The following is a 22,949-nucleotide window of genomic DNA, read 5'->3' as shown; positions in this document are numbered from 1 at the left end:
GGGAAACGCCCGGTCACATTCCGAACCCGGAAGCTAAGACTCTCAGCGCCGATGGTACTGCAGGGGGGACCCTGTGGGAGAGTAGGACACCGCCGGACTTAACTTGAAACACCAGGAAAGCCATCCCATACGGGATGGCTTTCCTGCGTTAACGGGCCACCTCAGGGTGGCCATTCTTTGCGTTAATGCTCGTCTTCTACAGCGCGCCCCGTCGCGTTCTCACGACCCCAGCTAGCGGTTGGGGAAACCGTGGGGGAGGCCGGTGAGGACCGGGGCTAAGCGGGCGAGGCGCTCGCGCGCGAGGATTAGGGCGGTGTACTCGCGTTCGCGGCGCACGGCGGCTACTCCGACGAGGAAGTACTCGGCCGGAGCGTCGGGCAGCGGGGAGACGAACGGGGTGACCTCGACGGCGAGGGACTGGGCCAGATGTTCGCGGGTCACGGGGGTCAGATGGGAGGACTGGCGCAGGTACTGGGCCACCCGACGGGCGAGACGATCGGGCAGCCGGGCAATGTCGACGGTCTGCGACCAGGGGATCAGCGCCTCGGGCAGCGGGCGCGGGACTTCTTTGTTGCGCTGCACACGTTCGTGTTGGCTATAAGTGCCGGCCAGCAGGTCACCGAGGCGCTTGGACCGGCCATTGAGCAGGGCAGTTATGGCGGCGAGACCTCCGGCGGTCATGATGATCTCAAGCACGCCGGTCAGGGCGCGAATGAACGCGTGCCGCAGGGAGATTGCACCGCCGTCGTTACGTACGATGCGAGCGCCGATGGCGAGCTTGCCGAGCGATCGGCCGTGCGTGAGCGTTTCGACCAGAACCGGCACGACCACCAGGGAGAAGACGAGGGCAAGAACGTTCAGCGCCTGGGTGAGCGCGGCGTCGGTATAGACCGCGAAACTCAGAGAGAAACCCAGGAGAATGAGCAGGTACTGGGCCAGATAGGCGATCACGTCGATGATCGCCCCGGCGCCGCGCAGAATAACGCTGGCCGGCCGCACGTCGAGCGCGACCGCCTCGCCGGTGACGAGTTCATCGTCGCGGTCGAACTCAGCGTGACGATCGGTGGGACGCGCGGTCTCCTTCATGTCTACTATTGAACCAGATGGATCTCGACGCATATACGGCCGCGCACCGCGCCGACTGGGACCGCCTGACCGAGCTCGGCGCCCGGCGGGGTCTGACCGGTGCCCAATCGGACGAACTCATCGAGCGGTATCAGGCCGGGGCCACTCAGCTGTCCGCGATCAAGTCGACTGCCGGGTCGACTTTGGAGGGCGACCGGCTGTCGGTCGGCCTGTCCCGCGCCCGGCTGCGCTTCACCGGCGTGAGCGTCAATGTGTTGGCGCAGCTTCCCCGGTTTTTCGTTGCCCAGCTCCCCGCAGCCCTCTACCGGCTGCGCTGGCTCACGCTCGCTGTCGCCGTGGTCACCTTCGCCGTCGCCGGGTTGTACGCCGTGTGGGCCTACAACGATCCACGCGTGCTGGCCAACCTGGGAACGGAGGCCCAGCTCGCCCAACTGGCCAACGAGGACTTCGTGGGGTACTACTCCGCAAACCCGGCGGCCTCCTTCACCGGATTCGTCTCGGCCAACAACGCCTGGATTGCCGCGCAGTGCATCGCCTTCGGCATTACCGGGGTCTACGTGCCGTTCATCATTCTGCAGAACGCCATGAACCTCGGCACCACGGCCGCCATAATGTTCGCCTACGACAAGGGCGATGTTTTCTTTCTTTACATTGCTCCGCACGGGCTGCTTGAGCTCACTGCTATATTCGTGGCGGCTGCGGGTGGGCTGCTCATCTTCTGGGCCTGGATCGCCCCCGGTGCCCGCACCCGAGGCCAGGCACTCGCCGAAGACGGCCGGGCGCTGTTCACCGTCGCTATCGGACTGGTGTTCGTGCTGTTAGTGTCAGGCATCATCGAGGGTTTCGTCACCTCGCAGCCCTGGCCGTGGCCGATCAAGATCGGCATCGGCGCGGTGGCGTTGGCGGCGTTCCTGTCCTACATGATCGTGCTCGGGGGCCGTGCCTCCCGGGCTGGGGAAACCGGGGACCTGAGCGAGTTCGAGGCCGGCAGTACTCGCATCTACGCCGCCTGATACGCGCCGCCTGATCCGTCGCGTGATAAGCGCCGCCTGAGTCAGAGCCGACCGGCGGCCTTCAGCGCGATGTAGCGGTCGGCCAGAGCCGGCGGGAGCTGCGCGGGGGAGGCGGTGACAACATCCGCTCCCAGCTGGCGGATGGCGGCCGACACGCGCGCCACGTCGAGCAGGGCCCGCTCAGCGGACGCCGCACGGTAGATCTCGTCGCGGCCGCCGCGGGTGGCCGCCGCGAGCACTGTGGCCGGGTCGAGCACGGAGGCGACGACCACCGTGTGCCGTTTGGTGAGCTGCGGCAGCACCGACAGCAGCCCGGTCGAGGCTCCCGCAGCGTCGATGGAGGTGAGTACCACGACTAGGGCGTGCTGGCTCGTGATGGAACGCACCTGGCCGGGAACCGCGGCCCAGTCCATTTCGATCAGCTCAGGGTCGATCAGGGCCATCGAATCGACCATCTGGGATAGCAGCGCTGCGCCGCTCGCTCCCTGCACCCGACCGCGCACCCGGCGGTCGAAAGCGAGAAAGTCCACCCGGTCGCCGGCCACCGAGGTGAGCGCCGCGAGCAGCAGGGCGGCCTCGTACGCGGTGTCCAGCCGAGGCTCGTTGTCGACGCGTGCCGCCGAGGTGCGGCCGGTGTCGAGCAAGATGACCACGCGGCGATCCCGTTCCGGCCGCCAGGTGCGCACCATCACGTCGTTACGCCGGGCCGTGGCCCGCCAATCGATCGAGCGCACGTCATCGCCGCGCACGTATTCGCGCAGCGAGTCGAACTCAGTGCCCTGCCCACGCACCATCACGCTCGTGCGTCCGTCGAGCTCCTTGAGCCGGGCGATGCGCGAGGGCAGGTGTTTGCGGGCGTGAAACGGCGGCAGAACCCGGATGCGCCCCGGCGCGTTCAGCGTCGCCTGACGGTTCCACAAACCCAGCGGCCCCGGCGAACGCACCGTCACCTGTTCGACCCGGCGCTCCCCACGCCGAAACGGCGTGAGCGTGAGCGAGACCAGCCGGCGTTCGCCGCGCGGAATCACGACACGGCTGCGATTCTGGCCGGCACCCGCCGACGGCTGCCAGGCGTCCCGCACCACGGCGTTCAGGCGCCGACGCCCGGTGTTGGTCAGGTACAACTCGCTCGTGACCGATTCGCCGAGGCGAACGCGGGAGGGCAGCATCCGTTCGACCGTCACGGCGCGCGGCGACGCGGCCAGGGCGAGATCGATGCCGCCGAGTACGCACACCAGCAGCACCCAGAGAGCCAGCACGCCGGTGGCTTGCCCGCTGGATGGCCCGAACAGCACGATGGGCACGGCGCCGAGGGCGAGAAGAAGAACGAACCGTCCGCTGAGCGTCATCGTTAGATCGGAACCTGAACCTGCTGCAGCACGCCGCGCAGAATGGCATCCACCGAGACACCCTCGAGTTCGGCTTCGGGGCGCAGCTGCACCCGGTGTCGCCAGACCGGCAACGCCATCGCCTGCACATGGTCCGGCGTGATCGAGTCATAGCCGCTCAGCCAGGCCCACGCCTTGGTGGCGGCGAGCAGCGCGGTCGTGCCGCGGGGGCTGACGCCGAGCTTGACCGAGGGGCTTGTGCGGGTGGCGCGGGCCAGGTCGACGATGTAGGCGAGCACGTCAGCGCTCGATCCGACGCTCGAAACGGCTGCTTGCGCCGCGGCGAGTTCGGCCGCACCGAGCACCGCGCTCACACCGGCACCGGCCAGGTCGCGCGGGTTGAAGCCGGCCGCGTGGCGGCGCAGCACCTCGATCTCATCGGTACGGGCTGGCACCTCGAGCACGAGCTTGAGCAGAAATCGGTCGAGCTGCGCCTCGGGCAGCGTGTAGGTGCCCTCGTATTCAATCGGGTTCATGGTCGCCGCCACGATGAACGGCTCCGGCAGCCCCCGCGACTCGCCGTCGACGCTGACCTGGCGTTCCTCCATCGCCTCGAGCAGCGCGGACTGCGTCTTCGGTGGCGTGCGGTTGATCTCGTCGGCGAGGCAGATGTTCGTGAACACCGGCCCCTGCCGAAACTCGAATTCCCCGGCCCGGGCATCGTAAATGAGCGACCCGGTCACGTCGCCCGGCATCAGGTCGGGCGTGAACTGGATGCGCTTGGTGTCGAGGCTCAGCGCGTGGCTGAGGGTGCGCACGAGCAGCGTTTTAGCGACGCCCGGCACGCCCTCGAGCAGCACATGGCCGCGCGCGAGCAGCGCGATGATCAGTCCGGTGATAGCGCCGTCCTGCCCGACGACGGCCTTGCCGACCTCGGCGCGCACCCGGGCCAGCGCTGCCCGCAGCGCGGCGGCATCCGTTGTTACAGAAGTTTCGGTGGGGGTGGCGGGAGTCGTCATGGGTCCATTCTTTCGGCTGGAAGGGTGGAGAATTCAGGGGAAGCGGATTCCGGTGCCCCGGCCCGCACGGCCTGGCCGGTCGCCGTTTCGAGGGCCTGCAGGGCATCGGAGAGCGCCATCAGCTGCGAATCGGAGACGGGGATTGCGCCAACGAGAACCCGGCGAACTCGGTCGGGTTCTCGGCCGGTGATCTGCGCCACCGTGCCGATGACCTCCTCCAGATGGGCGAGGCGGCCGAGACCAACGATCCGGGCGAGTCGTTGCACGGCACCCACGCGCAGGGCGTCGAGCGCCCGCAGGCGGGCGTTGCCGCGCGCATAGAGTCGGGCTCGACCCTCCATGGTCTCGCTCGCCTTCACCGTGACCGGCAGATTCTCGGCCACGAGCGGCCCAAACCGCCGGCCGCGCCAGATTGCAGCGGCAACGGCGACGAGCGCGAGCAGCACGAGCACCGGAGTGACCCAGCCGGGCGTCAGCTCGGCCAGCGAGGGCGGCCCGGTGCGCGGCAGGTCGGCCAGGGTCGGCAGGTACCAGATGAGCGCGTCACTCGGCCCGAGCAGCCCGAGGGCGAGCGCCGCATTGCCGTAGCCGGTGACGTTCTCGTTGTTGAACACGCGTGGGTCTGGCACGAGGGAGACGAGGCCGCCGGTTGTCTCGTTCGCCACCTGCACCAGAGAGAAGGTCTCGGAGCCGCTGGCGAAGCAGCCGGTGACCAGCGAATCCCCGCCCTCCGGAATTGACAGGGTATCCCCACCGGGCACCAGCTCCCCGGCCTGGTTGGCGGCCGGCACCGAGCAATCGGCCGTCAACGTTTCCGCATCGGAAACACCGCCGAAGCCCACGGTGGGGGCGAGGGCCTGCAGGGCCAGAAAGTCCGGTGCCACGACCACGGTGCGCACGGCGAGGCCGCCCAGTTCGCGCAGCTGTGACTGGTCCAGATAGCTGTTCTCGTCATAGAGCAGCACGGTGGAATCCGCGCCGACCGCGCTTCGCACTTCGGCCAGTGAGCCGGCGAGAGTCACGGTGACGCCCTGCTGGCCAAGCACTTCGACGAGCGCCATCGCGCCGGCCGGAGCCGCGTTGTCCCCGGCCAGTGCCCGGCCGGCAGCCTGGCTGCCGCCGGACACGAGCACGGCGATGATCGCGATGGCCAGGATGCAGGCCGCGGCGATCATCCAGAAGGAGGATCGGTGCAGCAGTGCGCGCAGCGTCGGTGTGGCCACGGTCGTCTCGCCCGCAGCGCCGGCGCCTGGCGTAGCGGCATTCGTGGGAGAAGTCAGCGTCGCGCTCATGACCGACCAGCTTCGGCCAGCGGGGCTAGCATGATGGGCATCGCAGAGCGCAACTCGACCTCGAGCGCGGCTAGAGTGCGATAGTCGGTCTCGGTGCCGGCCTGTTCGAGGTAGCGCACCCGGTCGAAGGTATCGGCGGCGAGGGCCAGAGCCGGGCCGCTCGCTGGAAATGCCTGCTGAGCCCGGGCAGCGAAATCGTGCGCGGTCGTGCCAGGAGTGACAGAGAGCACCGTGCGTTCGGCCAGTCCGCGGGCCAGCGCGCGAAAGATCTCCTCGCAGGCCAGGCTCCAGTCGCCCGCGCTCGCCGCTGCCTCGGCGGCCGCGCGCATCTCGGTACTGCTGCGCTGGTCGATCGTGCCGAACAGGTCGAGGGCGGCCCGGCGTCGCCTGGCCAGTCGGGGAGCGCCGAACAGCAGCCAACCGGCCACGAGCGCCGCGAGCACCAGCACGACCGCGACAATCGGCAGCCAGTCTTTCAGATTGCCGTCGCCGCTGATGGTCAGGGACTGGAGCCAGTCGAGAAAGGCCTGAGATGCCCGGTCGAACCAGGTGGGCCTGGCCGCAGCGTACGGGGCTTTGGCGAGTTCCTCGCGCAGCCACTGTCTGGCCTCTGGCGTGTCGGGAACGACCGGTACATCACCCGGCACGCCGAGCGTGATGCGGTCAACCAGTGATCCGAGCTGCGCCGGGCCCAGAGCAATCATGCCGCCGGATACCCCGTGCCGGGAGCGGCCGGTACCAGATACGGGTCGGGAACGTCGCCGCCCTGCGCCGCTGATTCCACGTAACGGGCCAGTTCGAGGTCGAGCCCCTCCTTGCGCATGCGCAGGTCGAGATAGATCAGCGCTATGGCCGCCGATTGCACAACGGCAGCCACCGCGGCCACCGGAATAGCGACGATCAGGCTGAGGGCGGTGATGATGTACGTCGTCTGCTCGGTGAGCGCCCCGTTCGGGTCGATCAGCGAAGCGCCGATTCCCATCAGCAGTGACACGGGCATGCTGATGATCTGGGTGATCACCTGCACGATCAGGCCGATCAGCAGCAGCACGCCGAGGGTACGCCAGAAGTAGCCGCGCGTGAGTGACCACGATCGAACAACGGATGCCCGCACGCTCAGCTTCTCCAGCACGATCAGGCTCGGGACGACACTGGTTTTGGTGTAAAGGAACGCGCTCACGGCAGCGAGCAGTAGGCCGCCGAAGATGCCGACCAGAACGCCAGCCACGAATCCGGCGGTCCCGCCGACGCTGATCAGCAGCACGACGATGCCAATGACCACGGCCACCCCGATGAACAGTGCAACGGCCAGCAGCACGGTCCACAGCACCAGCGGCCAGAGGCGGGTTGCCGCTTTGCGCCACAGTGCGCCGAGCCGTAGTTTCTCGCCGAGGGTCGCGCGGGCCACTTCGACCACGATGACGGCCTGCAACAGAGCCGAAGCGATGAGCGACAGAGCGATCGGAATGATGCCGGATAGCGCGCCGGCCAGGAACGAGCCGGCGGTGACGGCATCCTTCTGGTCGAGCGGGGCGCTGTCGATGCGGTCAAAGGCCCAGAACGTGACGAGCCCGACAACGACCACGGTGACGAGCATGATCACGGCCTGCACGATCAGACCGCTGCCGAAGGTTGCCTTCGGATTGCGGCGCAAGACCTGGAACGACGCGCCGAGCAGCGTACCGAATCCGATCGGGCGCAGCGGAATCAGCCCCGGCTTGGGCGGCGGTGCCCAACCCTGCCCGGCGGCACCGCCCGGATAAGGACCGCCCGGGTACGGTCCGTTCTGGTACGGCGCGCCCTGATCGGGCGAGACGGGCGCTGCGAACTCCCCATAGCGCGGCGGAACGGGGGTGTCGGGGGCTTGCCAGGGGTCTGTCACCATTCAATGCTGGCACAGGTCGATCAAGAAAAACGCTCGCAGGCGCTCTGTCAGCGCGCTCGGCTACTCTTATGCCAGACTTTGCCCTACTCATCGGGCAATCTGCTGAGCGAACGACATCAGAACACACGTGACTGACGTTCTGGAAAGAGACCCATGACTGCACGCATTTTGGTTATCGATGACGATACCGCCCTGTCCGAGATGATCGGCATCGTTTTGCACGGCGAAGGCTTCAATCCGGGTTTCTGCGCCGACGGATCACTCGCTCTCGAGACGTTTCGCACCGAGAAGCCCGACTTGGTGCTGCTTGACCTCATGCTGCCCGGCCTCGACGGCATCGAAGTGTGCCGGCTGATTCGCGCAGAATCGGGAGTCCCGATCATCATGCTCACCGCGCGGTCCGACACCACAGACGTGGTCAAGGGGCTCGAGTCCGGTGCCGACGACTACATGGTGAAGCCTTTCAACCCCAAGGAACTCGTCGCCCGTATTCGCACCCGTCTGCGTCCGCCCGCCGTCGACGGCGCCATCGCCCTGCACATCGGTGACCTCGTGGTGAACGCGGTCGGCCACGAAGTTACCCGGGGAACGGCCGCGATCAACCTGACTCCGCTCGAATTCGACCTGCTGCTGGCCCTGGCGTCCAAACCCCAGCAGGTTTTCACCCGCGAAATGTTGCTGGAGCAGGTCTGGGGCTATCACTACAAGGCCGACACCCGCCTCGTGAACGTGCACGTGCAGCGGCTGCGCGCCAAGGTCGAGCATGATCCCGATAATCCCAAGATCGTCATGACGGTGCGTGGCGTCGGCTATCGAGCCGGCACGGTCAGCTAGAGAACCACGACCTCCCATGTGCGCCCGGCGATACCCGCAGAAACGGTTTTTCGAACCGTGCCGCAGCTGACCTATTCGAGCAGGCCGCGCAACTGGCCGAGGCTGGTGCGCGCGTCGTGGCGTTCCTCCCTGCAATTTCGTACGGTGACGATTTCGGTCGCGCTGTCCGGGCTGGCGATTCTGGTGGTGGGCATGTACATGTCGGTCAGCATCGGCAACGATTTGTTTCAGTCGCGGCTCAGCCAGGTACTGTTCGAATCGGACCGTGCCACCAGCGCCGCGCAGAGCCTCTTCGATTCTTCCGATGCCACCGACCGGGTGCAGGTACAGAACCTGCTCAGTTCGGCCCGCACCTCGATCTCCGCAGCGTCGTCGAGCCGGCTGGTCGCCGTGCTGCGGGTGCCTGGGCAGGATCCGTCGACCGTCGCGCCGCTCGACTCGTCGACGTTCGGGCGATCCACCGGTGTGATCGGCGCCGACCTGCGCACCGAGGTGCAGGCCAACGACGGTGATCAGTTCTGGCAGTCCGTCGCCCTGACCGGTGAGGATGCCACGACCATTCCCGGCATCGTGGTGGGGTCGCAGATCACGGTTCCGGTGGCCGGCCGGTACGAGCTGTACATTGCGTACAGTCTGCAGGATGCCGAAGCGACGCTGCTGTTTGTGCAGCAGACCCTGGGGGTGGCCGGTGTCGCCCTCGTGTTGCTGATCGGGGCCGTATCGTGGATTGTCGTGCGCTTCGTCGTCACGCCGCTGCGCGTGGCCGCCGAGACGAGCCAGAAGCTCGCCTCCGGAGACCTGGAAGTGCGCATCCCCGAGAAGGGTGAAGACGTCATCGCCACGCTCGCCCGGTCGTTCAATGGCATGGCCGACAGCTTGCAGAGCCAGATTCGTGAGCTCGCGGAACTGTCCGAGGTGCAGCAACGATTTGTTTCGGATGTCTCGCACGAATTGCGAACGCCTCTCACGACCATCCGTTTGGCCGGCGATGTGCTGTACGACCAGCGGGCGACCTTTCCGCCGGCAACCGGCCGCACGGCCGAGCTGCTGCACACCCAGGTTGAGCGGTTTGAGCTGCTGCTGAGCGACCTGCTCGAAATCAGCCGCTACGACGCCGGGTCGGTAGAGCTGGAGAGCGAACCGACCAACCTGGTCTACCTCGCCGAGGACGCCATCGACAGCCTGCGCTCCCTCGCCGAGACCAAGGGCAGCGACCTGCGACTGGTCGCGCCGGGCGGATACCTGAACGCCGACGTCGATCCGCGGCGCATCCGTCGGGTGCTGCACAACCTCATCGGCAATGCCATCGAGCACGGTGAGGGCAGACCCGTCATAGTGTCCGTCGACAGCGACGCGAACGCGGTGGCGCTTGCCGTACGTGACTACGGGCTGGGCATGAGCCAGGCCGAGGTTGCGCACGTGTTCGACCGGTTTTGGCGTGCTGATCCGTCACGCCAGCGCACGATCGGCGGGACCGGGCTGGGGCTCGCCATCTCGCGCGAAGACGCGAGCGTGCACAACGGCTGGCTGCAGGTCTGGTCGAGCCCCGGTGAGGGGTCGTGTTTTCGGCTGACTCTTCCGCGTACGGCCGGCGCTATTCTCGAATCGTCGCCGATCCCGTTGCCGCCCGATGACGCCACGGCCGCGCTCGGCGAAATCGGGCATGTGCCCGGAATCGGCGGAGGCCACGATGAGTAGTCGCAGTTCACCGTGGCGTGTCGTTCTGGCGCTGTTTGTGGCGGTCAGTCTCGCCGTCGGACTCGGCGGCTGCACCGGCATACCGCGCGACGGCGTGGTGCACGCCGGCAATGACATTGCGCCCGACGATAACCCGGCGCCGGTCTTTCTGCCGGCGCTGCCGCAAAAGGATGCCTCGACGGAGTCCATTCTGCGCGGCTTCATCGACGCCTCCTCCAGCCCGGAGAACAACTACGACATCGCCCGCCAGTTTCTGACCCCGGCGTTTCAATCCAGTTGGGATCCCACGGCGGGCGTCACGGTGGACAACGGTTCAGGGCGCACCCTGACCGTCATTGACGACGCCACCACCCTCGTAGCTGTCACGCCGATCGCCGAAGTGGACCAGTCCGGGGAATACCGCGAAGTTGACGCGAGCCCGGTACCGTTGCGCTACGAATTTGCGCAGATCGGCGGCCAGTGGCGCATCAGCGCGGCCCCGAACGGCACCGTGATCGATGAGAACACCTTCAATGATGTGTTCAGCGCCCAGCCGGTCTACTTCTACGACCCGGGTTTTCGGTTTCTGGTGCCGGACCTGCGCTGGTTTCCGCGCGGGGCGTCCGCTCCGACAAAACTGGTCAACGCCGTCCTGAACGGACCGAGCGCCTGGCTGACCGGTGCCGTGGCCACGGCGTTTCCGCAAGGCTCCAAGCTCACCGCCGATGCCGTGCAGGTCGTCGGGCGCCAGGCCATGGTCGACCTGAACAGCGAAGCTCTCATTGCCGATCGGCAGGCCCTGCAGCGCATGAAGGCCCAGCTGGCGGCGAGCCTGCCGACGGGCCTGACCGTCGAAATCACCATCGACCAGAACTCCCAGGCCATCAACGATCTGGAGTCCGGCGCTCCGCTCGTGGATCCGCGCGTGGATGCCAGGGCGCTCGTGCTGCGCGGTGATGAGTTCGGTTTTCTCGCCGCGACCGGGCAGAGTGTCACTCCGCTCGACGGATTGTCTGACACCATCGCCCAGCTGGCCCCGACCGCGGTGACGCTCGCTTCGGGGCAGGGATCGGCTGCCGTCCTCGCCAACGACGGCGTCTACCTCGTGCGGGCCGGCGACGGCCCCCAACTGCTCGATACGCGTGCGGGGCTGCTCGCTCCGTCGATCGACAATGACCGCTTCGTCTGGTCGGTGCCGGCCAACGATCCGAGCGCGCTGGTCGTGTACAGCCCGTCGGGGGAGGCGACCGTGCTGCCGACTCCGTGGCCGGAGGCCACGTCGATCTCGTCGCTGAAACTGTCCAGAGACGGCGCTCGGCTGATCGCGCTGCTCGGCACCGGTTCCGAGACGCGATTCGTCGTCGCCTCCATCATCCGCACCGGCGCAGTGCCGACCGGTATCGGCGCGCCCGTGCTGCTGGCCTCGGGCGGCGGGGTCGGCCTCGACGCCACCTGGATCAACGAATTGACCGTCGCATCGCTCAGCCTGCTGCCCAGCGGCGAGGCCCGCATCGCCCAGCAACAGATCGGCGGCGTCAGTACCGTTCTGGAATCCCCGGTGAGCAGTCGCTTCATTGTCGGCAGCAACTCGGTGCGCGACCTTCGAGCCCTCACCGACACCGGCAGCCTCGAGGTGCAACGCGGAGCGGGCTGGCAGGCCCGTATTGATAAAGTGACCCTTCTCGCCACCCAGCAAGGCCTCGGCGGCTAGCGTCTCCTCCCCAGTGGGCGTCCAGGCCCGGTTATGCACCGCTGGCGAACTTGCCCAGCGCGTCGCCGTGTTCCGCGACACACTGAGGCCATGAGCCGAGAGCTGCGCGATCTCCTGGCCGCCGCCGGCCGCGACGCCTGGGCCACCCTGCTGCCGACCGAGTGCAGCGGCTGCGGTGCCGTCGACCGCGCTCTGTGCGCCAGCTGCCGGCTGGCACTGGCGCCCGGCGTGCACGCGGTCGCCCGCGACGACGTCGTCATCTGGACCGCGCTGACCTACGAGGGCCCAGCCCGCCACGTGATCGCCGCCTACAAAGACGGCGGGCGAACGGATGCCGCCGCCGCGCTCGCCGCGCCGCTGCGGGCGGCCATCCTGGCCGCGCTCGCCGCCGTGCCGAACCCGACCGTGCCGAACCCGACCGTGCCGAACCCGACCGTGCCGAACCCGACCGTGCCGAACCCGACTGTGCCGAATCCGACCGTGCGCTCGAGTGACATTCAGCTCGTCACCATCCCGTCGTCCCGCTTGGCCTGGCGCGTTCGCGGCTACCACCCGGTCGATGCCCTGCTGCACCGGGCCGGCCTGCACCCGTCCCCGGCGCTCATGCAGCGCACCGAGGCTCTCGACCAGGTGGGCCTGGGGCGGGCGGCGCGGGCCGCGAACAAGAGCAACAGCCTTGTCGCGCGGCATTCGCTCGACGGGGTGCCGGTGATCCTGGTCGACGACATTGTGACGACGGGCGCGACCCTGCTCGAGGCTCGCCGCGCCGTGTTCGCTGCGGGCGGTATCGTCGTTGGTCTGGCCACACTGGCGGAAACACGGCGTCTGCTGCACCGGTAATGCCACCCCGTGCAATTCAAAGCACCCGATTAGCAAACTCATCGACAAATACTGTGACTTATCTGACTGTCCCGGCTACGGTGGAGTCAAAGGCGCGCAATGATCGCCCAGTTGTCGGGCGGTCCGCCAAACTGGAGGTCGTCATGGAAACTAACATCGTCGGACGCAACCTTGGGATCACTGATCGCTTCCGGGATTACGCGACGGAGAAGGCCGAGAAAATTGCCCTCCTCGCCGACAAGGCCCTCGCGCTCGAGATAAAGGTCAGCCGCCACCACGAGAAGAACGGTGCTGCTGTCGGCAACGACCGGGTCGAACTCACCCTGATTGGCAAGGGTCCGCTGGTGCGAGCCGAAGCGGACGGATCCGACAAGTACGCCGCCTTCGACGTGGCGCTGGGTCGTCTGCTCGAACGCGTTCGGCGCGCCAAGGACCGCAAGAAGGTGCACCGCGGCGGCGCCCACCGTCCCACCTCGCTGCACGAGGCATCCGCTGTGGGATTCAGCGTTATCGACATCACCCCGGCCAACCCGGAAACGCTCGAGCGGGTGCGCACCGGCGCGATCCCGATCGTGCAAGCGGATGCCCCAGAAGCCTCGGCCGAGGAGGAATACTGCCCCGTCGTCATCCGTCGCAAAGTATTCGCGGCTGCTCCCATGTCCGTCGACGATGCCCTCTATTTCATGGAGCTCGTCGGCCACGACTTCTACCTGTTCCAGGACATCGAGACCAAGCGTCCGAGCGTGGTCTACCGTCGCAAGGGCTGGGACTACGGAGTCATCGAACTCGACGGTTCGAGCGCGGAGCTGCAGGAGGCTGTGCCCGTTGCCAGCGGGCGTGCCAACTGACCAACTAGCATTGCCTTAGCCGCCGACCAGGTCGGTGCTCTGGCATCTGCCAGACGAGAGGTGCAGGCGTGTGCTGGAAGCCCGATTGGGCTGCCCCAGTGCATGCCTGCACCGTTTGACTAGTGGAGTACATTCGTGGCGTCAATTCTTGAAAAGGTTCTTCGTGTTGGTGAAGGCCGCGTTCTGCGCCGCCTGGAAAACTATGCGAAAGCCATCAACGCGCTGGAAGAAGACTTCCATGAGCTCACCGACGACGAGCTGAAGAACGAAACCGTCACCCTGCGTGAACGGTATTCCAACGGCGAGTCGCTCGATGACCTGCTGCCGGAGGCCTTCGCCGCCGTGCGCGAGGCCAGCACACGCACCCTCGGCCTGCGTCACTTCGACGTGCAGCTTATGGGCGGAGCAGCCCTGCACCTCGGCAATATCGCCGAGATGAAGACCGGTGAGGGCAAGACCCTCGTCGCCACCACCGCCGCGTACCTCAACGCGATCAGCAGCCGCGGCGTGCACGTCATCACGGTCAACGACTACCTCGCCAGCTACCAGAGTGAGCTCATGGGGCGCGTGTTCCGCGCCCTCGGCATGACGACCGGATGCATCCTCTCCGGTCAGACTCCGGCGCAGCGTCGCGAAATGTATGCCGCCGACATCACCTACGGCACGAACAACGAGTTCGGTTTCGACTACCTGCGCGACAACATGGCCTGGCAGGCCAGCGACATGGTGCAGCGCGGGCACTACTTCGCCATTGTCGACGAGGTCGACTCCATTCTCATCGATGAGGCCCGTACGCCGCTGATCATCTCCGGGCCGGCATCCGGTGAAGCGAACCGCTGGTTCAACGAGTTTGCCAGCCTGGCCAAGCGTCTCATTGCCGACGAAGACTTTGAGGTCGACGAGAAGAAGCGCACCATCGGTGTGCTCGAACCCGGCATCGAAAAGGTCGAGGACTACCTCGGCATCGACAACCTCTACGAATCGGCCAACACGCCGCTGATCTCCTTCTTGAACAACGCCATCAAGGCGAATGCATTATTCAAGAAGGACAAGGACTACGTCGTCATGAACGGCGAGGTGCTCATCGTCGACGAGCACACCGGCCGTATCCTCATGGGACGCCGCTACAACGAGGGTATCCACCAGGCGATCGAGGCCAAGGAGGGTGTCGCCGTCAAGGCCGAGAACCAGACCCTGGCCACCGTCACCCTGCAGAACTACTTCCGCCTGTACTCGAAGATCTCCGGCATGACCGGAACGGCCGAGACCGAAGCCGCCGAGTTCATGAGCACCTACAAGCTCGGCGTGGTGGCCATTCCCACCAACAAGCCGATGAAGCGCATCGACCAGTCCGATCTGATCTACAAGAACGAAGAGTCCAAGTTTCGTCAGGTCGTTGAAGACATCGCCCTGCGCCACGAAGCCGGACAGCCGGTTCTGGTCGGCACGACCAGCGTTGAGAAGAGTGAGTATCTGTCGCGCCTGCTCGCCAAGAAGGGCGTGCGCCACGAGGTGCTCAACGCCAAGAACCACGCCCGTGAAGCTGCGATCGTCGCGCAGGCCGGTCGACTCGGCTCGGTGACCGTCGCCACCAACATGGCCGGTCGTGGTACCGACGTGATGCTCGGCGGCAACGCCGAATTCCTCGCCGTCGCCGAAATGAACGCCAAGGGCCTTAGCCCGGTCGAAACCCCCGACGAGTACGAACTGGCCTGGGACGACGTCTTTACCGCGGTCAAGGACAACGTCACCGAAGAAGCCGAGAAGGTGATCGCCGCTGGCGGTCTCTACGTGCTCGGCACCGAACGACACGAATCACGTCGCATCGACAACCAGCTGCGCGGACGCAGCGGACGTCAGGGCGACCCGGGCGAGAGCCGCTTTTACCTGTCGCTCACCGACGACCTCATGCGCCTGTTCAACGCCGGTGCCGCCGAGGCCCTCATGGGTCGTCAGGGCGTGCCGGACGACATGGCGATCGAATCAAAGGTGGTCAGCCGTGCCATCCGCAGCGCCCAGTCCCAGGTCGAGGGTCGCAACGCCGAGATTCGCAAGAACGTGCTGAAATACGATGACGTCCTCAACCGTCAGCGCGAGGCCATCTACGGTGACCGTCGCCACATTCTCGAGGGTGACGACCTGCACGAACGCACCCAGACCTTCCTCACCAACGTCATCGACGAGGTGCTCGATGTGCACGCCGGCGACGGCAACGGCGACGACTGGGACTTCGACGCCATGTGGACAGAGCTCAAGACGCTGTACCCGGTGGGACTGACCATCGATGAGGTCGTCTCAGAGGCTGGCGACAAGGGCAGGATTAACCGTGACTTCATGCGCCGGGAGATTCTCTCCGACGCCAAGCTGGCCTATTCCCGCCGGGAAGAAACCCTCGGAGCCCCGGCTATGCGTGAACTGGAGCGCCGTGTCGTGCTCTCGGTGATCGACCGTCGCTGGCGCGACCACCTCTACGAGATGGACTACCTGAAAGACGGCATCGGGCTGCGTGCGATGGCCCAGCGCGACCCGCTGGTCGAATACCAGCGTGAGGGTTTCGCCATGTTCCAGCAGATGATGGGTCAGATTCGCGAGGAAACCGTCGGCTTCCTGTTCAACCTCGACGTTGAGGTGACTGCTGGCGCTGGTGCCGTCGCCGGACCGGTCGTTGCGGCCAAGGGGCTCGCGCCGACGGATTCCGTGGAAGAGAAGCTCAGCTACACCGCACCGAGCGACTCAGGGGGAGTCGAGGTGCGCAACCAGCGCGGCCAGATTCAGCAGGCAGCCACTGACCGGGCCAGGCGCTCGGCCACGGTCGCGGCGAGCGATGACGAGCCGGCCGAAGCGGCCGGTCCGCCCCAGCGCGGAGCGTTTGGGCAGAAGACCGAGGGTGCCGCCCCGGTGAACCGGGCCGAGCGCCGCTCGCAGGGCAAGAAAAACAGCTAGCCCTAACCCCACCACATCAACGCGTTCCCATCCATGGACGCGCGTTGATGGGGTGGGGCATCCGTCTGCTGGTGGGACTGCCGGGCATCACAAGACGACGAGTACGGTAGCCCTCCAGCGCTGATCCAAGCCCTCCAACTGCACGGAGACGACGTGCGCTCTTCGTTTGTCGTACACCAGGATCACCGCGTTGAAACCGCCGGTTTCGGTCGGCCAGGTCTTGACGTGGTCGATCCACAGTCTCGGCCGTTGGGCGACAATTCCCGTGATGGCCCTGGCACGAGAGGCGATCGTTACCCGAACGCGCAGATGGGCATAGACGTCGTCGGTGACCCAACGCGCCAGCTGCTCGAGGTCTCTGGCTCCGGCGATGACCTCGATGGCCCGCAGTGCGAGGGCGCGCAGTAATTGTTCTGTGTCGGGCCCGCGCGCAATTTCGATCCGCTTCGGGCTGACTCCGCGCTGGTCGGGGTGGGGCTCCAACGGGTTGGCCTGCAGACGGGCAGTCCCGGAGCCAGGTGACGTCATTGTTCCTCCTGATATCGAACGTGCAACTCGTGTGGCGCAAAACCTAAGCAGCTTGATCGCTGCTCTGTCGAGCGCTTAAAGAGCCTGTGCACAACCCAAGCGAGAACGCTCGGCGTCGGCTACTTTCAACGTGTGCGCTGGGATGATCTGTTTGACGACCTCGAAGGGCAACTCGAACGCGAGCTGCACTCCGAGGCCACTGACCTGCGCCTGCAGGAAGAACGTACGCGGTTGGAAAAGCTCTCCCTGCGCACTCGGTTGAGCAACGTGGTGCGATCGGCCGGCCCCGGTGGCACGGTGCAACTGCGCATCGTGCTGGTCTCCGGTGAGACCATCGTGGTTCGACCGACGACGCTGGGCCGTGACTGGCTCGCAGCGGACGTGCCTGGCCCCGCCAATGGGCGCGTTCAGTGCGTGATCCCGCTCTCGGCCATCGCCGGGGTGGTGCTCAGCGATGAGCAGAGCCTGGCCTCGCTCGCGGTCGAGTCCGAATCCACCGGCAAGCTCATCGAACGCGTCGGCTTTCCTTTCGTGCTGCGAGACCTGTGCCGGCGGCGGCGCTTCGTGGAACTCGACACCCGTGGTGGTGTCCTGGCCGGCACCATCGACCGGGTGGCGCGTGACCACCTCGATCTGGCGGTGCATCCGCTCGGAACGCTGCGCCGCGCGCCGGAAGTTCTGCACTACCGACTCGTGCCGTTCTGGCAGATTCACGTCATCCGGCTCGGATAGATGTGGATATCCTTATTTTTTTTTACGAATATGCACAATCGGCCACGATAGAGGCCACATCATCAGAATCGATTCAGACAAGCGAGGTAACGGATGAAAACACCCCGTCCCACACGCACGCACCGCCGATTCTGGGTCGACCCCCGATTCGTCATCGGTCTGGTGCTGGTCGCTGCCTCGATATCGGGAGTCGGCGCGATTGTCGCCGGCACTGACCGCACCACGGCGGTCTACACCGCACGGCACACACTGACCGTCGGTGACCAGCTCCGCTCGGCCGACCTCATTGAAACCCGCGTACAGCTCGGCGGAACGGCCGACCTGTACCTGGTGCCGTCCTCCGGGCTGAAGGGTGGACTGCTCGTCACGCAGACGATTCTGACCGGCGAGCTGGTGGCCCGGTCAGCGGTCGGGGAATCGTCGGGGAGTGACGTGACCAGTGTCGTCGTCGACGTTCCGGGCCGACTGGCAGCCTCGATCGCGGCCGGTTCGGTCGTCGACATCTGGTCGGCGCGGGCGACCGGTCCGAGCGAATACGCGCCACCAACGATTCTCGTGGGGCAGGCCGTCGTCGTGCGAATCGTCGAACCGACCGGTATCATTGCCGCCTCCAGTGGGCAATCCGTCGAGATACTCGTGCCGAAAGCCAACGTGGGCGCGGTGCTCGAGTCCATCATGAACGGTGACGCCCTCGCGATCGTGCCCGTGAACACCCCGGTGGTGCCCTGATGGCCCGGCTCGCGCTCGTGCTGGACCGGGCGACCGAGCAGCGCATGCTGGCCGACATCATCGATTGTGGCCACAGCGTGCTCACACGCGTGGATACCGCCCGGGAGTTCCTAGAGACACTGTCGCATGGGCAACCCCACGTCGTGGTGGTCAGCGGTCGCCGCGAATCCCTGACCGGCCAACTGATCGCCGCGTGCGACGAGCGCGGCATTCGGGTCGTCGCCCTGACGAAGACGGAACAGGAGCGGCGCCACGCCGGCACGCTCGGCCTCTACGAAACGGTCGCGATTCCCTGCGACTGGTCGGAGATCGAAGATTTGCTCGTGTCAGGGGTTGTCGTCCCGTTGCGGGTGGGGGAACGACACTTCACCGGCGGCGCACTCAACACCGGCTCGGTGATCGCGGTGTGGGGCCCGAGCGGCGCCCCGGGGCGCACCACGCTCGCCATCAACATTGCGGCGGAAATCGCAGCGGCCGGCCACACTGTCGTCTTGGCCGACGTCGATACCTACAGTGCCTCGATCGCTCCGAGCCTGGGCATGCTCGACGAAGCCCCGGGGTTCGCCGCCGCCTGCCGACTGGCCGGCAGCGACAGCCTGAACCAATCGGAGCTCGAACGTATCGCCCAACGCTACAACTCGCCCAAGGGTGCCTTCTGGGTGCTCACCGGCCTCGGCCGGCCGTCGCGCTGGCCGGAACTCTCGACCGAACGGGTCACCCGCACCATCGACGCTTTGCGCCACTGGGTGGACTACGTCGTGCTGGACACCGGGTTCAGTCTGGAAAGCGATGAAGAACTGACCAGCGACCTGTTGGCGCCCCGGCGCAACGCGGCCACCGTCACTGCCCTGCGCGTGGCAGACCACGTCGTCGCCTGCGGGCTGGCCGACCCGGTCGGGATGGCCCGGTTTCTCCGCGCCTGGAGCGACCTCACCGAGGTGATCGGCAGCAGCACGGTCAGCGTCGTGATGAACCAGGTGCGGGCGAGCGCGGTCGGGCTGAATCCACGCGGGCAGGTCGCGGCAATGCTGTTGCGTTTCGGCGGTATCGAATCATCGATCGTGGTGCCGCACGACCAGGGCAGCCTGGATGCAGCGGTGTTGACCGGGCGCACCCTGCGGGACGCCAGCCCGAAGTCTGCGGCGCGCGTGAGCATCCGTCGTTTTGTGCTGGAGGAACTGATCGTGGTTGCAGCTACGGAATCCAAGCGGATACCGCGGCGCGCCCGGTGGCGCGGACGAAAGGCGGCCCCGGCCACGTGAGGTCCGAGTTACATCTAGGCTATGGAGAGTGTCGACGCTCAGTGATCTCGTACTTGCCCAGGGCCGCAACAGCGCGGAAGATGTGGACTGGCTGCACATGCTGGTCGCGGACGGCCAGCTGCTCGCCGACCTTGCCTTCGCGGATATCGTCGTGTGGGTTCCGGCGCAGGCCGGCAGCTTCGTCGCGGTCGCGCACGCGCGTCCTTCAAGCGCCGCCACGCTGTTCTACCGCGACTTCGTCGGGCAGCAGATCAAGGTCGAATGGCGCAATCAGGTTACCGAGGCCTTCGAAACCGCGAGGATCGTCGACGCCACCGCTCCCGACTGGTACGAGGAGACGCCGACCCGGGTGCGAGCTATCCCGGTGCTGCGCCGCCTGAGCACGACCGGCGCCGCGGTAACGGATGCCCCGGTGGCGGTGCTGACCTGCCATAGCAACCTGAGCGAGGCTCGCACGCCGGGACGCCAAGAGCTGACCTTTAACGATTGCGCCAACGATCTGTTCGCCATGATCGCGTCCGGCGATTTTCCCGACCTCGGAGCTCCAACCGGTCCGCGCCGCGGCGCGCCGCGCGCCTCCGACGGGCTGCTTCGGCTCGATGTCGACGGACTGACCACCTTTGCCAGCCCTAACGCGCTCTCCGCGTTCAACCGCATGGGTTTCGCGGAGGAACTCGAGGGAGAGTCGCTCGCCGAGGTCACCACGAGCTTGCTCACCGGCACCGCCGTCGTGGACGAGTCGCTGCCTCTGGTGGTCACCGGGCGGGCACCGTGGCGCACCGACATCGAAGCGCGCGGCGTCACGGTGTCGCTGCGGGCCATTCCCATTCGCAACCGGGGCGAACGAGTCGGGGCGATCATTTTGTCGCGTGACGTCACCGAGCTGCGGCACCAGGAACGTGAGCTGATCACCAAGGATGCCACTATCCGCGAGATTCACCACCGGGTGAAGAACAACCTGCAGACCGTGGCCTCGCTGCTGCGCATCCAGGCCAGGCGAACCCAGTCTGACCGGGCGCGCGAGGCGCTGACCCAGGCGATGCGGCGGGTCGCAGCCATCGCGGTCGTGCACGACACCCTGTCGGAGGGGCTGAGCCAGATCGTCGACTTTGACGCCGTCTTTGAGCGGGTGTTGCTGTTGACGGTGGAGGTGGCATCCGCTCACAATACGACGGTGCATCCGAAGTCTTTCGGCAGCTTCGGAACGCTGCCGAGCGCCTACGCGACGCCGCTCGCGCTCGTGCTCACGGAACTCGTTACCAACGCGGTCGAGCATGGCCTCGCCGGGCGTGAGGGCGAGGTCTCGATCGAGGCGCAGCGCAGCGACGAGACCCTCACTGTCATGGTGCGCGACACCGGTGCCGGCCTGCCGGAGGGCAAGGTGGGGTCCGGTCTCGGCACGCAGATCGTACGAACCCTCATTCAGGGCGAACTGGGCGGCACCATCGACTGGCACACCATGATGGGCAGCGGCACCGAGGTCACGATCGAGATCCCCCTGCGCTTCATGCAGAAAGGCTAGCCCCTCGTTCTATCCGAACGGGGCCCGGGCCCCGTCCGTGGGCCCAGTTTATAAACTGGGCCCACGACCATAAGGTGGGCCCGGCGAGCGGACGCCCGCCACGAGACCTGAGGGCTGTGAGTGCCGGACCGCGTACGCACAAAAAAGCGAGCCTGCGGCTTCCGGGAGTACCGGATGGCCGTAGGCTCGCGTTCTGTAGTTGTGCTGGCTCGCTAGGAGGCGCGGCGGGCGCGCGCGGCGCGACGCTTGAGCGCACGGCGCTCGTCTTCGCTCAGACCTCCCCAGACTCCCGAGTCCTGGCCGGTCTCGAGTGCGTACTGGAGGCACACCTCGGTGACGTTGCATCGGGCGCACACCGACTTTGCCTTCTCGATCTGGTCCACAGCGGGTCCAGTGTTGCCGACCGGAAAGAAAAGTTCCGGGTCAGCGGTGAGGCAGGCAGCTTTATCGCGCCAGTCCATAGGGATGCTCCTTTATTACATGGGTGCACGGCCGATTGGCCAGAGTTGCAGGGGTGATGGCCGGTTGCAGGAAAGTGGGATCTGCGCGATAACCGCGTTGAAACAGCTCACGTCCCTGTGAGCGTCAACCGGGCCTCATATATCGTCCCATAATAGAGGTATCGAATCAATAGTGTTGTATGGCTTTTCGCTGTGAACAGCGGCTCTGGCGCACGGCGTCCAGCCCGGATCGACCTCCGGGCGCTTCGCCGTACCCCCCTGTTGGGGGTGCTGATCGCGCTACTCGCCGTGGAAGCGCTCGCCCTGTGGGCCTTCAGCGCCTGGTGGGTGCTCGAACTACTCGTCGCCACCCCAAACTCCGTCGGAACCTCGCTCGCCCTGCTAGCCCTCACCGTGGTCGCTGCCGTGTGGGTCAGCGCGATCACTGTCGGGGCTCTCCGCCGCCGTCCGTGGATTCGCGGCGCCGCCGTCACTTGGCAACTCGTGCAGGTGATGATCGCCATCGGCTGTTTCCAGGGCATCTACGCTCGTCCCGACGTCGGCTGGGCGCTGCTCACTCCGTCGATCGTCGTGCTCGTGCTGGTCTTCAACCCGCGCGTGGTCGCCGCCACCAGCCACGAACCCGAGCCCGAGCCCGAGGCCGACTGACGGAGCCAGCGCCGAGCCAGCGTTGACCGCAGCTGGCACAGTGCCGGCCGTGAAGACCAGATCAGGCCGAACTCAGGCGTCGATGCCGAGCTTCTTACGCAGGCTCGCGACGTGGCCGGTGGCCTTCACGTTGTAGAGGGCATGGGTGATGATTCCGGCCTCATCGAGCACGAAGGTGGACCGCAGCACGCCGGTCACGAGCTTGCCGTACAGGTTCTTCTCGCCCCAGGCGCCGTAGGCCTGGTGCACCGCAAGGTCGGTGTCGCTCAGCAGCGGAAAGTTCACCGCGTCGAGCTCCTGAAACTTTTTGAGCTTGGCCGGAGCGTCCTTCGACAGACCCAGCACCTGGTAGCCGGCCGATTTCAGCGACCCGAGGTTATCGCGAAAGTCGCAGGCCTGGGTGGTGCACCCTGGGGTCATCGCGGCCGGGTAGAAGTAGACGACGACCTTGCTGCCAGCGAAGTCCGCCAGGGAAACGGATACCCCATCCTGGTCGGTCAGGGTGAACTGGGGGGCCGTGTCGCCAACTGCTAGGCGTGCTGATTCCGTCATGCGTCCATCGTATCGAGCGTTCATTGCAGGTATGTCGAC

General features: G+C 66.3%; 21 protein-coding genes and 1 rRNA gene. 13 read left to right on the top strand and 9 right to left on the bottom strand.

Features of this window, described 5'->3' with window-relative positions:
• Nucleotides 1-98, top strand: a 5S ribosomal RNA gene (gene rrf / locus CJ028_RS14085); the annotation flags it as partial.
• 133 nt (nt 99-231) lie between these two features.
• On the opposite strand, the gene CJ028_RS14080 is transcribed toward rrf, so the two are convergent.
• Nucleotides 232-1,086 carry an RDD family protein gene (locus CJ028_RS14080; RefSeq protein ID WP_105035847.1) on the bottom strand — a complete coding sequence of 285 codons (855 nt, stop codon included), beginning with the start codon at nt 1,084-1,086 and terminating at the stop codon, nt 232-234.
• 17 nt (nt 1,087-1,103) lie between these two features.
• Here CJ028_RS14080 and CJ028_RS14075 point away from each other — a divergent pair, with 17 nt between their 5' ends.
• Nucleotides 1,104-2,099: a stage II sporulation protein M gene (locus CJ028_RS14075; RefSeq protein ID WP_105035846.1), complete on the top strand. Its 996-nt coding sequence runs from the start codon at nt 1,104-1,106 to the stop codon at nt 2,097-2,099.
• Between the two features lie 41 nt (nt 2,100-2,140).
• On the opposite strand, the gene CJ028_RS14070 is transcribed toward CJ028_RS14075, so the two are convergent.
• Genes CJ028_RS14070 through CJ028_RS14050 form a run of 5 tightly spaced genes read right to left on the bottom strand, consistent with a single transcriptional unit; the run spans nt 2,141 to nt 7,620 of the window.
• The gene (locus CJ028_RS14070) at nt 2,141-3,448 is read right to left on the bottom strand and encodes a DUF58 domain-containing protein (protein WP_105035845.1); all 1,308 of its coding nucleotides are present in this window, start codon (nt 3,446-3,448) and stop codon (nt 2,141-2,143) included.
• A gap of 2 nt (nt 3,449-3,450) precedes the next feature.
• Nucleotides 3,451-4,446: an AAA family ATPase gene (locus tag CJ028_RS14065; RefSeq protein WP_105035844.1), complete on the bottom strand. Its 996-nt coding sequence runs from the start codon at nt 4,444-4,446 to the stop codon at nt 3,451-3,453.
• Nucleotides 4,443-5,738, bottom strand: a complete 1,296-nt coding sequence (locus CJ028_RS14060) for a DUF4350 domain-containing protein (RefSeq protein ID WP_205684052.1) — start codon at nt 5,736-5,738, stop codon at nt 4,443-4,445. The genes CJ028_RS14065 and CJ028_RS14060 overlap by 4 nt, the downstream gene beginning before the upstream one ends.
• Nucleotides 5,735-6,442 carry a DUF4129 domain-containing protein gene (locus tag CJ028_RS14055; RefSeq protein WP_105035843.1) on the bottom strand — a complete coding sequence of 236 codons (708 nt, stop codon included), beginning with the start codon at nt 6,440-6,442 and terminating at the stop codon, nt 5,735-5,737. The genes CJ028_RS14060 and CJ028_RS14055 overlap by 4 nt, the downstream gene beginning before the upstream one ends.
• Nucleotides 6,439-7,620 (bottom strand): glycerophosphoryl diester phosphodiesterase membrane domain-containing protein, encoded by a 1,182-nt coding sequence (locus CJ028_RS14050; RefSeq protein ID WP_105035842.1) that lies wholly within the window; start codon nt 7,618-7,620, stop codon nt 6,439-6,441. The genes CJ028_RS14055 and CJ028_RS14050 overlap by 4 nt, the downstream gene beginning before the upstream one ends.
• 156 nt (nt 7,621-7,776) lie before the next feature.
• Between CJ028_RS14050 and mtrA the strand changes: the two genes are divergently transcribed.
• From mtrA to secA, 6 genes are all read left to right on the top strand, one after another.
• A complete protein-coding gene (gene mtrA / locus CJ028_RS14045; protein ID WP_105035841.1) occupies nt 7,777-8,457 on the top strand; it encodes an MtrAB system response regulator MtrA in 681 nt (226 codons plus the stop codon).
• A gap of 57 nt (nt 8,458-8,514) precedes the next feature.
• Nucleotides 8,515-10,155, top strand: a complete 1,641-nt coding sequence (gene mtrB, locus CJ028_RS14040; RefSeq protein WP_240607282.1) for an MtrAB system histidine kinase MtrB — start codon at nt 8,515-8,517, stop codon at nt 10,153-10,155.
• Complete coding sequence (locus CJ028_RS14035; RefSeq protein ID WP_161498990.1) at nt 10,148-11,845, top strand: LpqB family beta-propeller domain-containing protein; 1,698 nt, start codon at nt 10,148-10,150, stop codon at nt 11,843-11,845. Before mtrB ends, CJ028_RS14035 begins: the two co-directional genes overlap by 8 nt.
• A gap of 90 nt (nt 11,846-11,935) precedes the next feature.
• Nucleotides 11,936-12,685: a ComF family protein gene (locus CJ028_RS21215; protein WP_161498989.1), complete on the top strand. Its 750-nt coding sequence runs from the start codon at nt 11,936-11,938 to the stop codon at nt 12,683-12,685.
• Nucleotides 12,686-12,828: 143 nt separating this feature from the next.
• On the top strand, nt 12,829-13,533 hold the full coding sequence (gene hpf, locus CJ028_RS14020) for a ribosome hibernation-promoting factor, HPF/YfiA family (protein ID WP_105035837.1): 705 nt from the start codon (nt 12,829-12,831) through the stop codon (nt 13,531-13,533).
• 135 nt (nt 13,534-13,668) lie between these two features.
• Nucleotides 13,669-16,476, top strand: coding sequence for a preprotein translocase subunit SecA (secA, locus tag CJ028_RS14015; RefSeq protein WP_105035836.1), 2,808 nt, complete (start codon nt 13,669-13,671; stop codon nt 16,474-16,476).
• Nucleotides 16,477-16,563: 87 nt separating this feature from the next.
• Here the strand turns inward: secA and CJ028_RS14010 are convergent, their stop codons facing one another.
• Nucleotides 16,564-17,004, bottom strand: a complete 441-nt coding sequence (locus tag CJ028_RS14010) for an Rv3235 family protein (protein ID WP_105035835.1) — start codon at nt 17,002-17,004, stop codon at nt 16,564-16,566.
• Between the two features lie 132 nt (nt 17,005-17,136).
• Here CJ028_RS14010 and CJ028_RS14005 point away from each other — a divergent pair, with 132 nt between their 5' ends.
• From CJ028_RS14005 to CJ028_RS13990, 4 genes are all read left to right on the top strand, one after another.
• A complete protein-coding gene (locus CJ028_RS14005) occupies nt 17,137-17,736 on the top strand; it encodes a hypothetical protein (protein WP_105035834.1) in 600 nt (199 codons plus the stop codon).
• A gap of 93 nt (nt 17,737-17,829) precedes the next feature.
• Nucleotides 17,830-18,465 carry a hypothetical protein gene (locus CJ028_RS14000; RefSeq protein ID WP_105035833.1) on the top strand — a complete coding sequence of 212 codons (636 nt, stop codon included), beginning with the start codon at nt 17,830-17,832 and terminating at the stop codon, nt 18,463-18,465.
• The gene (locus tag CJ028_RS13995; protein ID WP_105035832.1) at nt 18,465-19,727 is read left to right on the top strand and encodes a CpaE/TadZ family protein; all 1,263 of its coding nucleotides are present in this window, start codon (nt 18,465-18,467) and stop codon (nt 19,725-19,727) included. The genes CJ028_RS14000 and CJ028_RS13995 overlap by 1 nt, the downstream gene beginning before the upstream one ends.
• Before the next feature lie 28 nt (nt 19,728-19,755).
• Complete coding sequence (locus CJ028_RS13990; RefSeq protein ID WP_105035831.1) at nt 19,756-21,249, top strand: sensor histidine kinase; 1,494 nt, start codon at nt 19,756-19,758, stop codon at nt 21,247-21,249.
• A gap of 212 nt (nt 21,250-21,461) precedes the next feature.
• Here the strand turns inward: CJ028_RS13990 and CJ028_RS13985 are convergent, their stop codons facing one another.
• Nucleotides 21,462-21,710 (bottom strand): WhiB family transcriptional regulator, encoded by a 249-nt coding sequence (locus CJ028_RS13985; RefSeq protein WP_035837005.1) that lies wholly within the window; start codon nt 21,708-21,710, stop codon nt 21,462-21,464.
• A gap of 192 nt (nt 21,711-21,902) precedes the next feature.
• On the opposite strand from CJ028_RS13985, the gene CJ028_RS13980 reads away from it, so the two are divergent.
• On the top strand, nt 21,903-22,358 hold the full coding sequence (locus tag CJ028_RS13980; RefSeq protein ID WP_240607280.1) for a hypothetical protein: 456 nt from the start codon (nt 21,903-21,905) through the stop codon (nt 22,356-22,358).
• 72 nt (nt 22,359-22,430) lie between these two features.
• Here CJ028_RS13980 and bcp read toward each other — a convergent pair whose 3' ends face one another.
• Complete coding sequence (gene bcp / locus CJ028_RS13975; RefSeq protein ID WP_105035830.1) at nt 22,431-22,910, bottom strand: thioredoxin-dependent thiol peroxidase; 480 nt, start codon at nt 22,908-22,910, stop codon at nt 22,431-22,433.
• Between the last annotated feature and the right edge of the window lie 39 nt (nt 22,911-22,949).

This window comes from Cryobacterium aureum, from assembly GCF_002954245.1.
GTDB classification, from domain to species: Bacteria; Actinomycetota; Actinomycetes; order Actinomycetales; family Microbacteriaceae; genus Cryobacterium; species Cryobacterium aureum.
Note: the sequence above shows the minus strand (reverse complement) of the source record. Positions and strands in the feature narration are given on the sequence as shown.

Excerpts from the sequence above, each read along its gene's own strand:
- CJ028_RS14080 (WP_105035847.1), bottom strand. The coding sequence starts at position 1,086 with ATGAAGGAGACCGCGCGTCCCACCGATCGTCACGCTGAGTTCGACCGC.
- CJ028_RS14075 (WP_105035846.1), top strand. The coding sequence starts at position 1,104 with ATGGATCTCGACGCATATACGGCCGCGCACCGCGCCGACTGGGACCGC.
- CJ028_RS14070 (WP_105035845.1), bottom strand. The coding sequence starts at position 3,448 with ATGACGCTCAGCGGACGGTTCGTTCTTCTTCTCGCCCTCGGCGCCGTG.
- CJ028_RS14065 (WP_105035844.1), bottom strand. The coding sequence starts at position 4,446 with ATGACGACTCCCGCCACCCCCACCGAAACTTCTGTAACAACGGATGCC.
- CJ028_RS14060 (WP_205684052.1), bottom strand. The coding sequence starts at position 5,738 with ATGAGCGCGACGCTGACTTCTCCCACGAATGCCGCTACGCCAGGCGCC.
- CJ028_RS14055 (WP_105035843.1), bottom strand. The coding sequence starts at position 6,442 with ATGATTGCTCTGGGCCCGGCGCAGCTCGGATCACTGGTTGACCGCATC.
- mtrA (WP_105035841.1), top strand. The coding sequence starts at position 7,777 with ATGACTGCACGCATTTTGGTTATCGATGACGATACCGCCCTGTCCGAG.
- CJ028_RS14035 (WP_161498990.1), top strand. The coding sequence starts at position 10,148 with ATGAGTAGTCGCAGTTCACCGTGGCGTGTCGTTCTGGCGCTGTTTGTG.
- CJ028_RS21215 (WP_161498989.1), top strand. The coding sequence starts at position 11,936 with ATGAGCCGAGAGCTGCGCGATCTCCTGGCCGCCGCCGGCCGCGACGCC.
- hpf (WP_105035837.1), top strand. The coding sequence starts at position 12,829 with ATGGAAACTAACATCGTCGGACGCAACCTTGGGATCACTGATCGCTTC.
- CJ028_RS14010 (WP_105035835.1), bottom strand. The coding sequence starts at position 17,004 with ATGACGTCACCTGGCTCCGGGACTGCCCGTCTGCAGGCCAACCCGTTG.
- CJ028_RS14000 (WP_105035833.1), top strand. The coding sequence starts at position 17,830 with ATGAAAACACCCCGTCCCACACGCACGCACCGCCGATTCTGGGTCGAC.
- CJ028_RS13995 (WP_105035832.1), top strand. The coding sequence starts at position 18,465 with ATGGCCCGGCTCGCGCTCGTGCTGGACCGGGCGACCGAGCAGCGCATG.
- CJ028_RS13985 (WP_035837005.1), bottom strand. The coding sequence starts at position 21,710 with ATGGACTGGCGCGATAAAGCTGCCTGCCTCACCGCTGACCCGGAACTT.
- bcp (WP_105035830.1), bottom strand. The coding sequence starts at position 22,910 with ATGACGGAATCAGCACGCCTAGCAGTTGGCGACACGGCCCCCCAGTTC.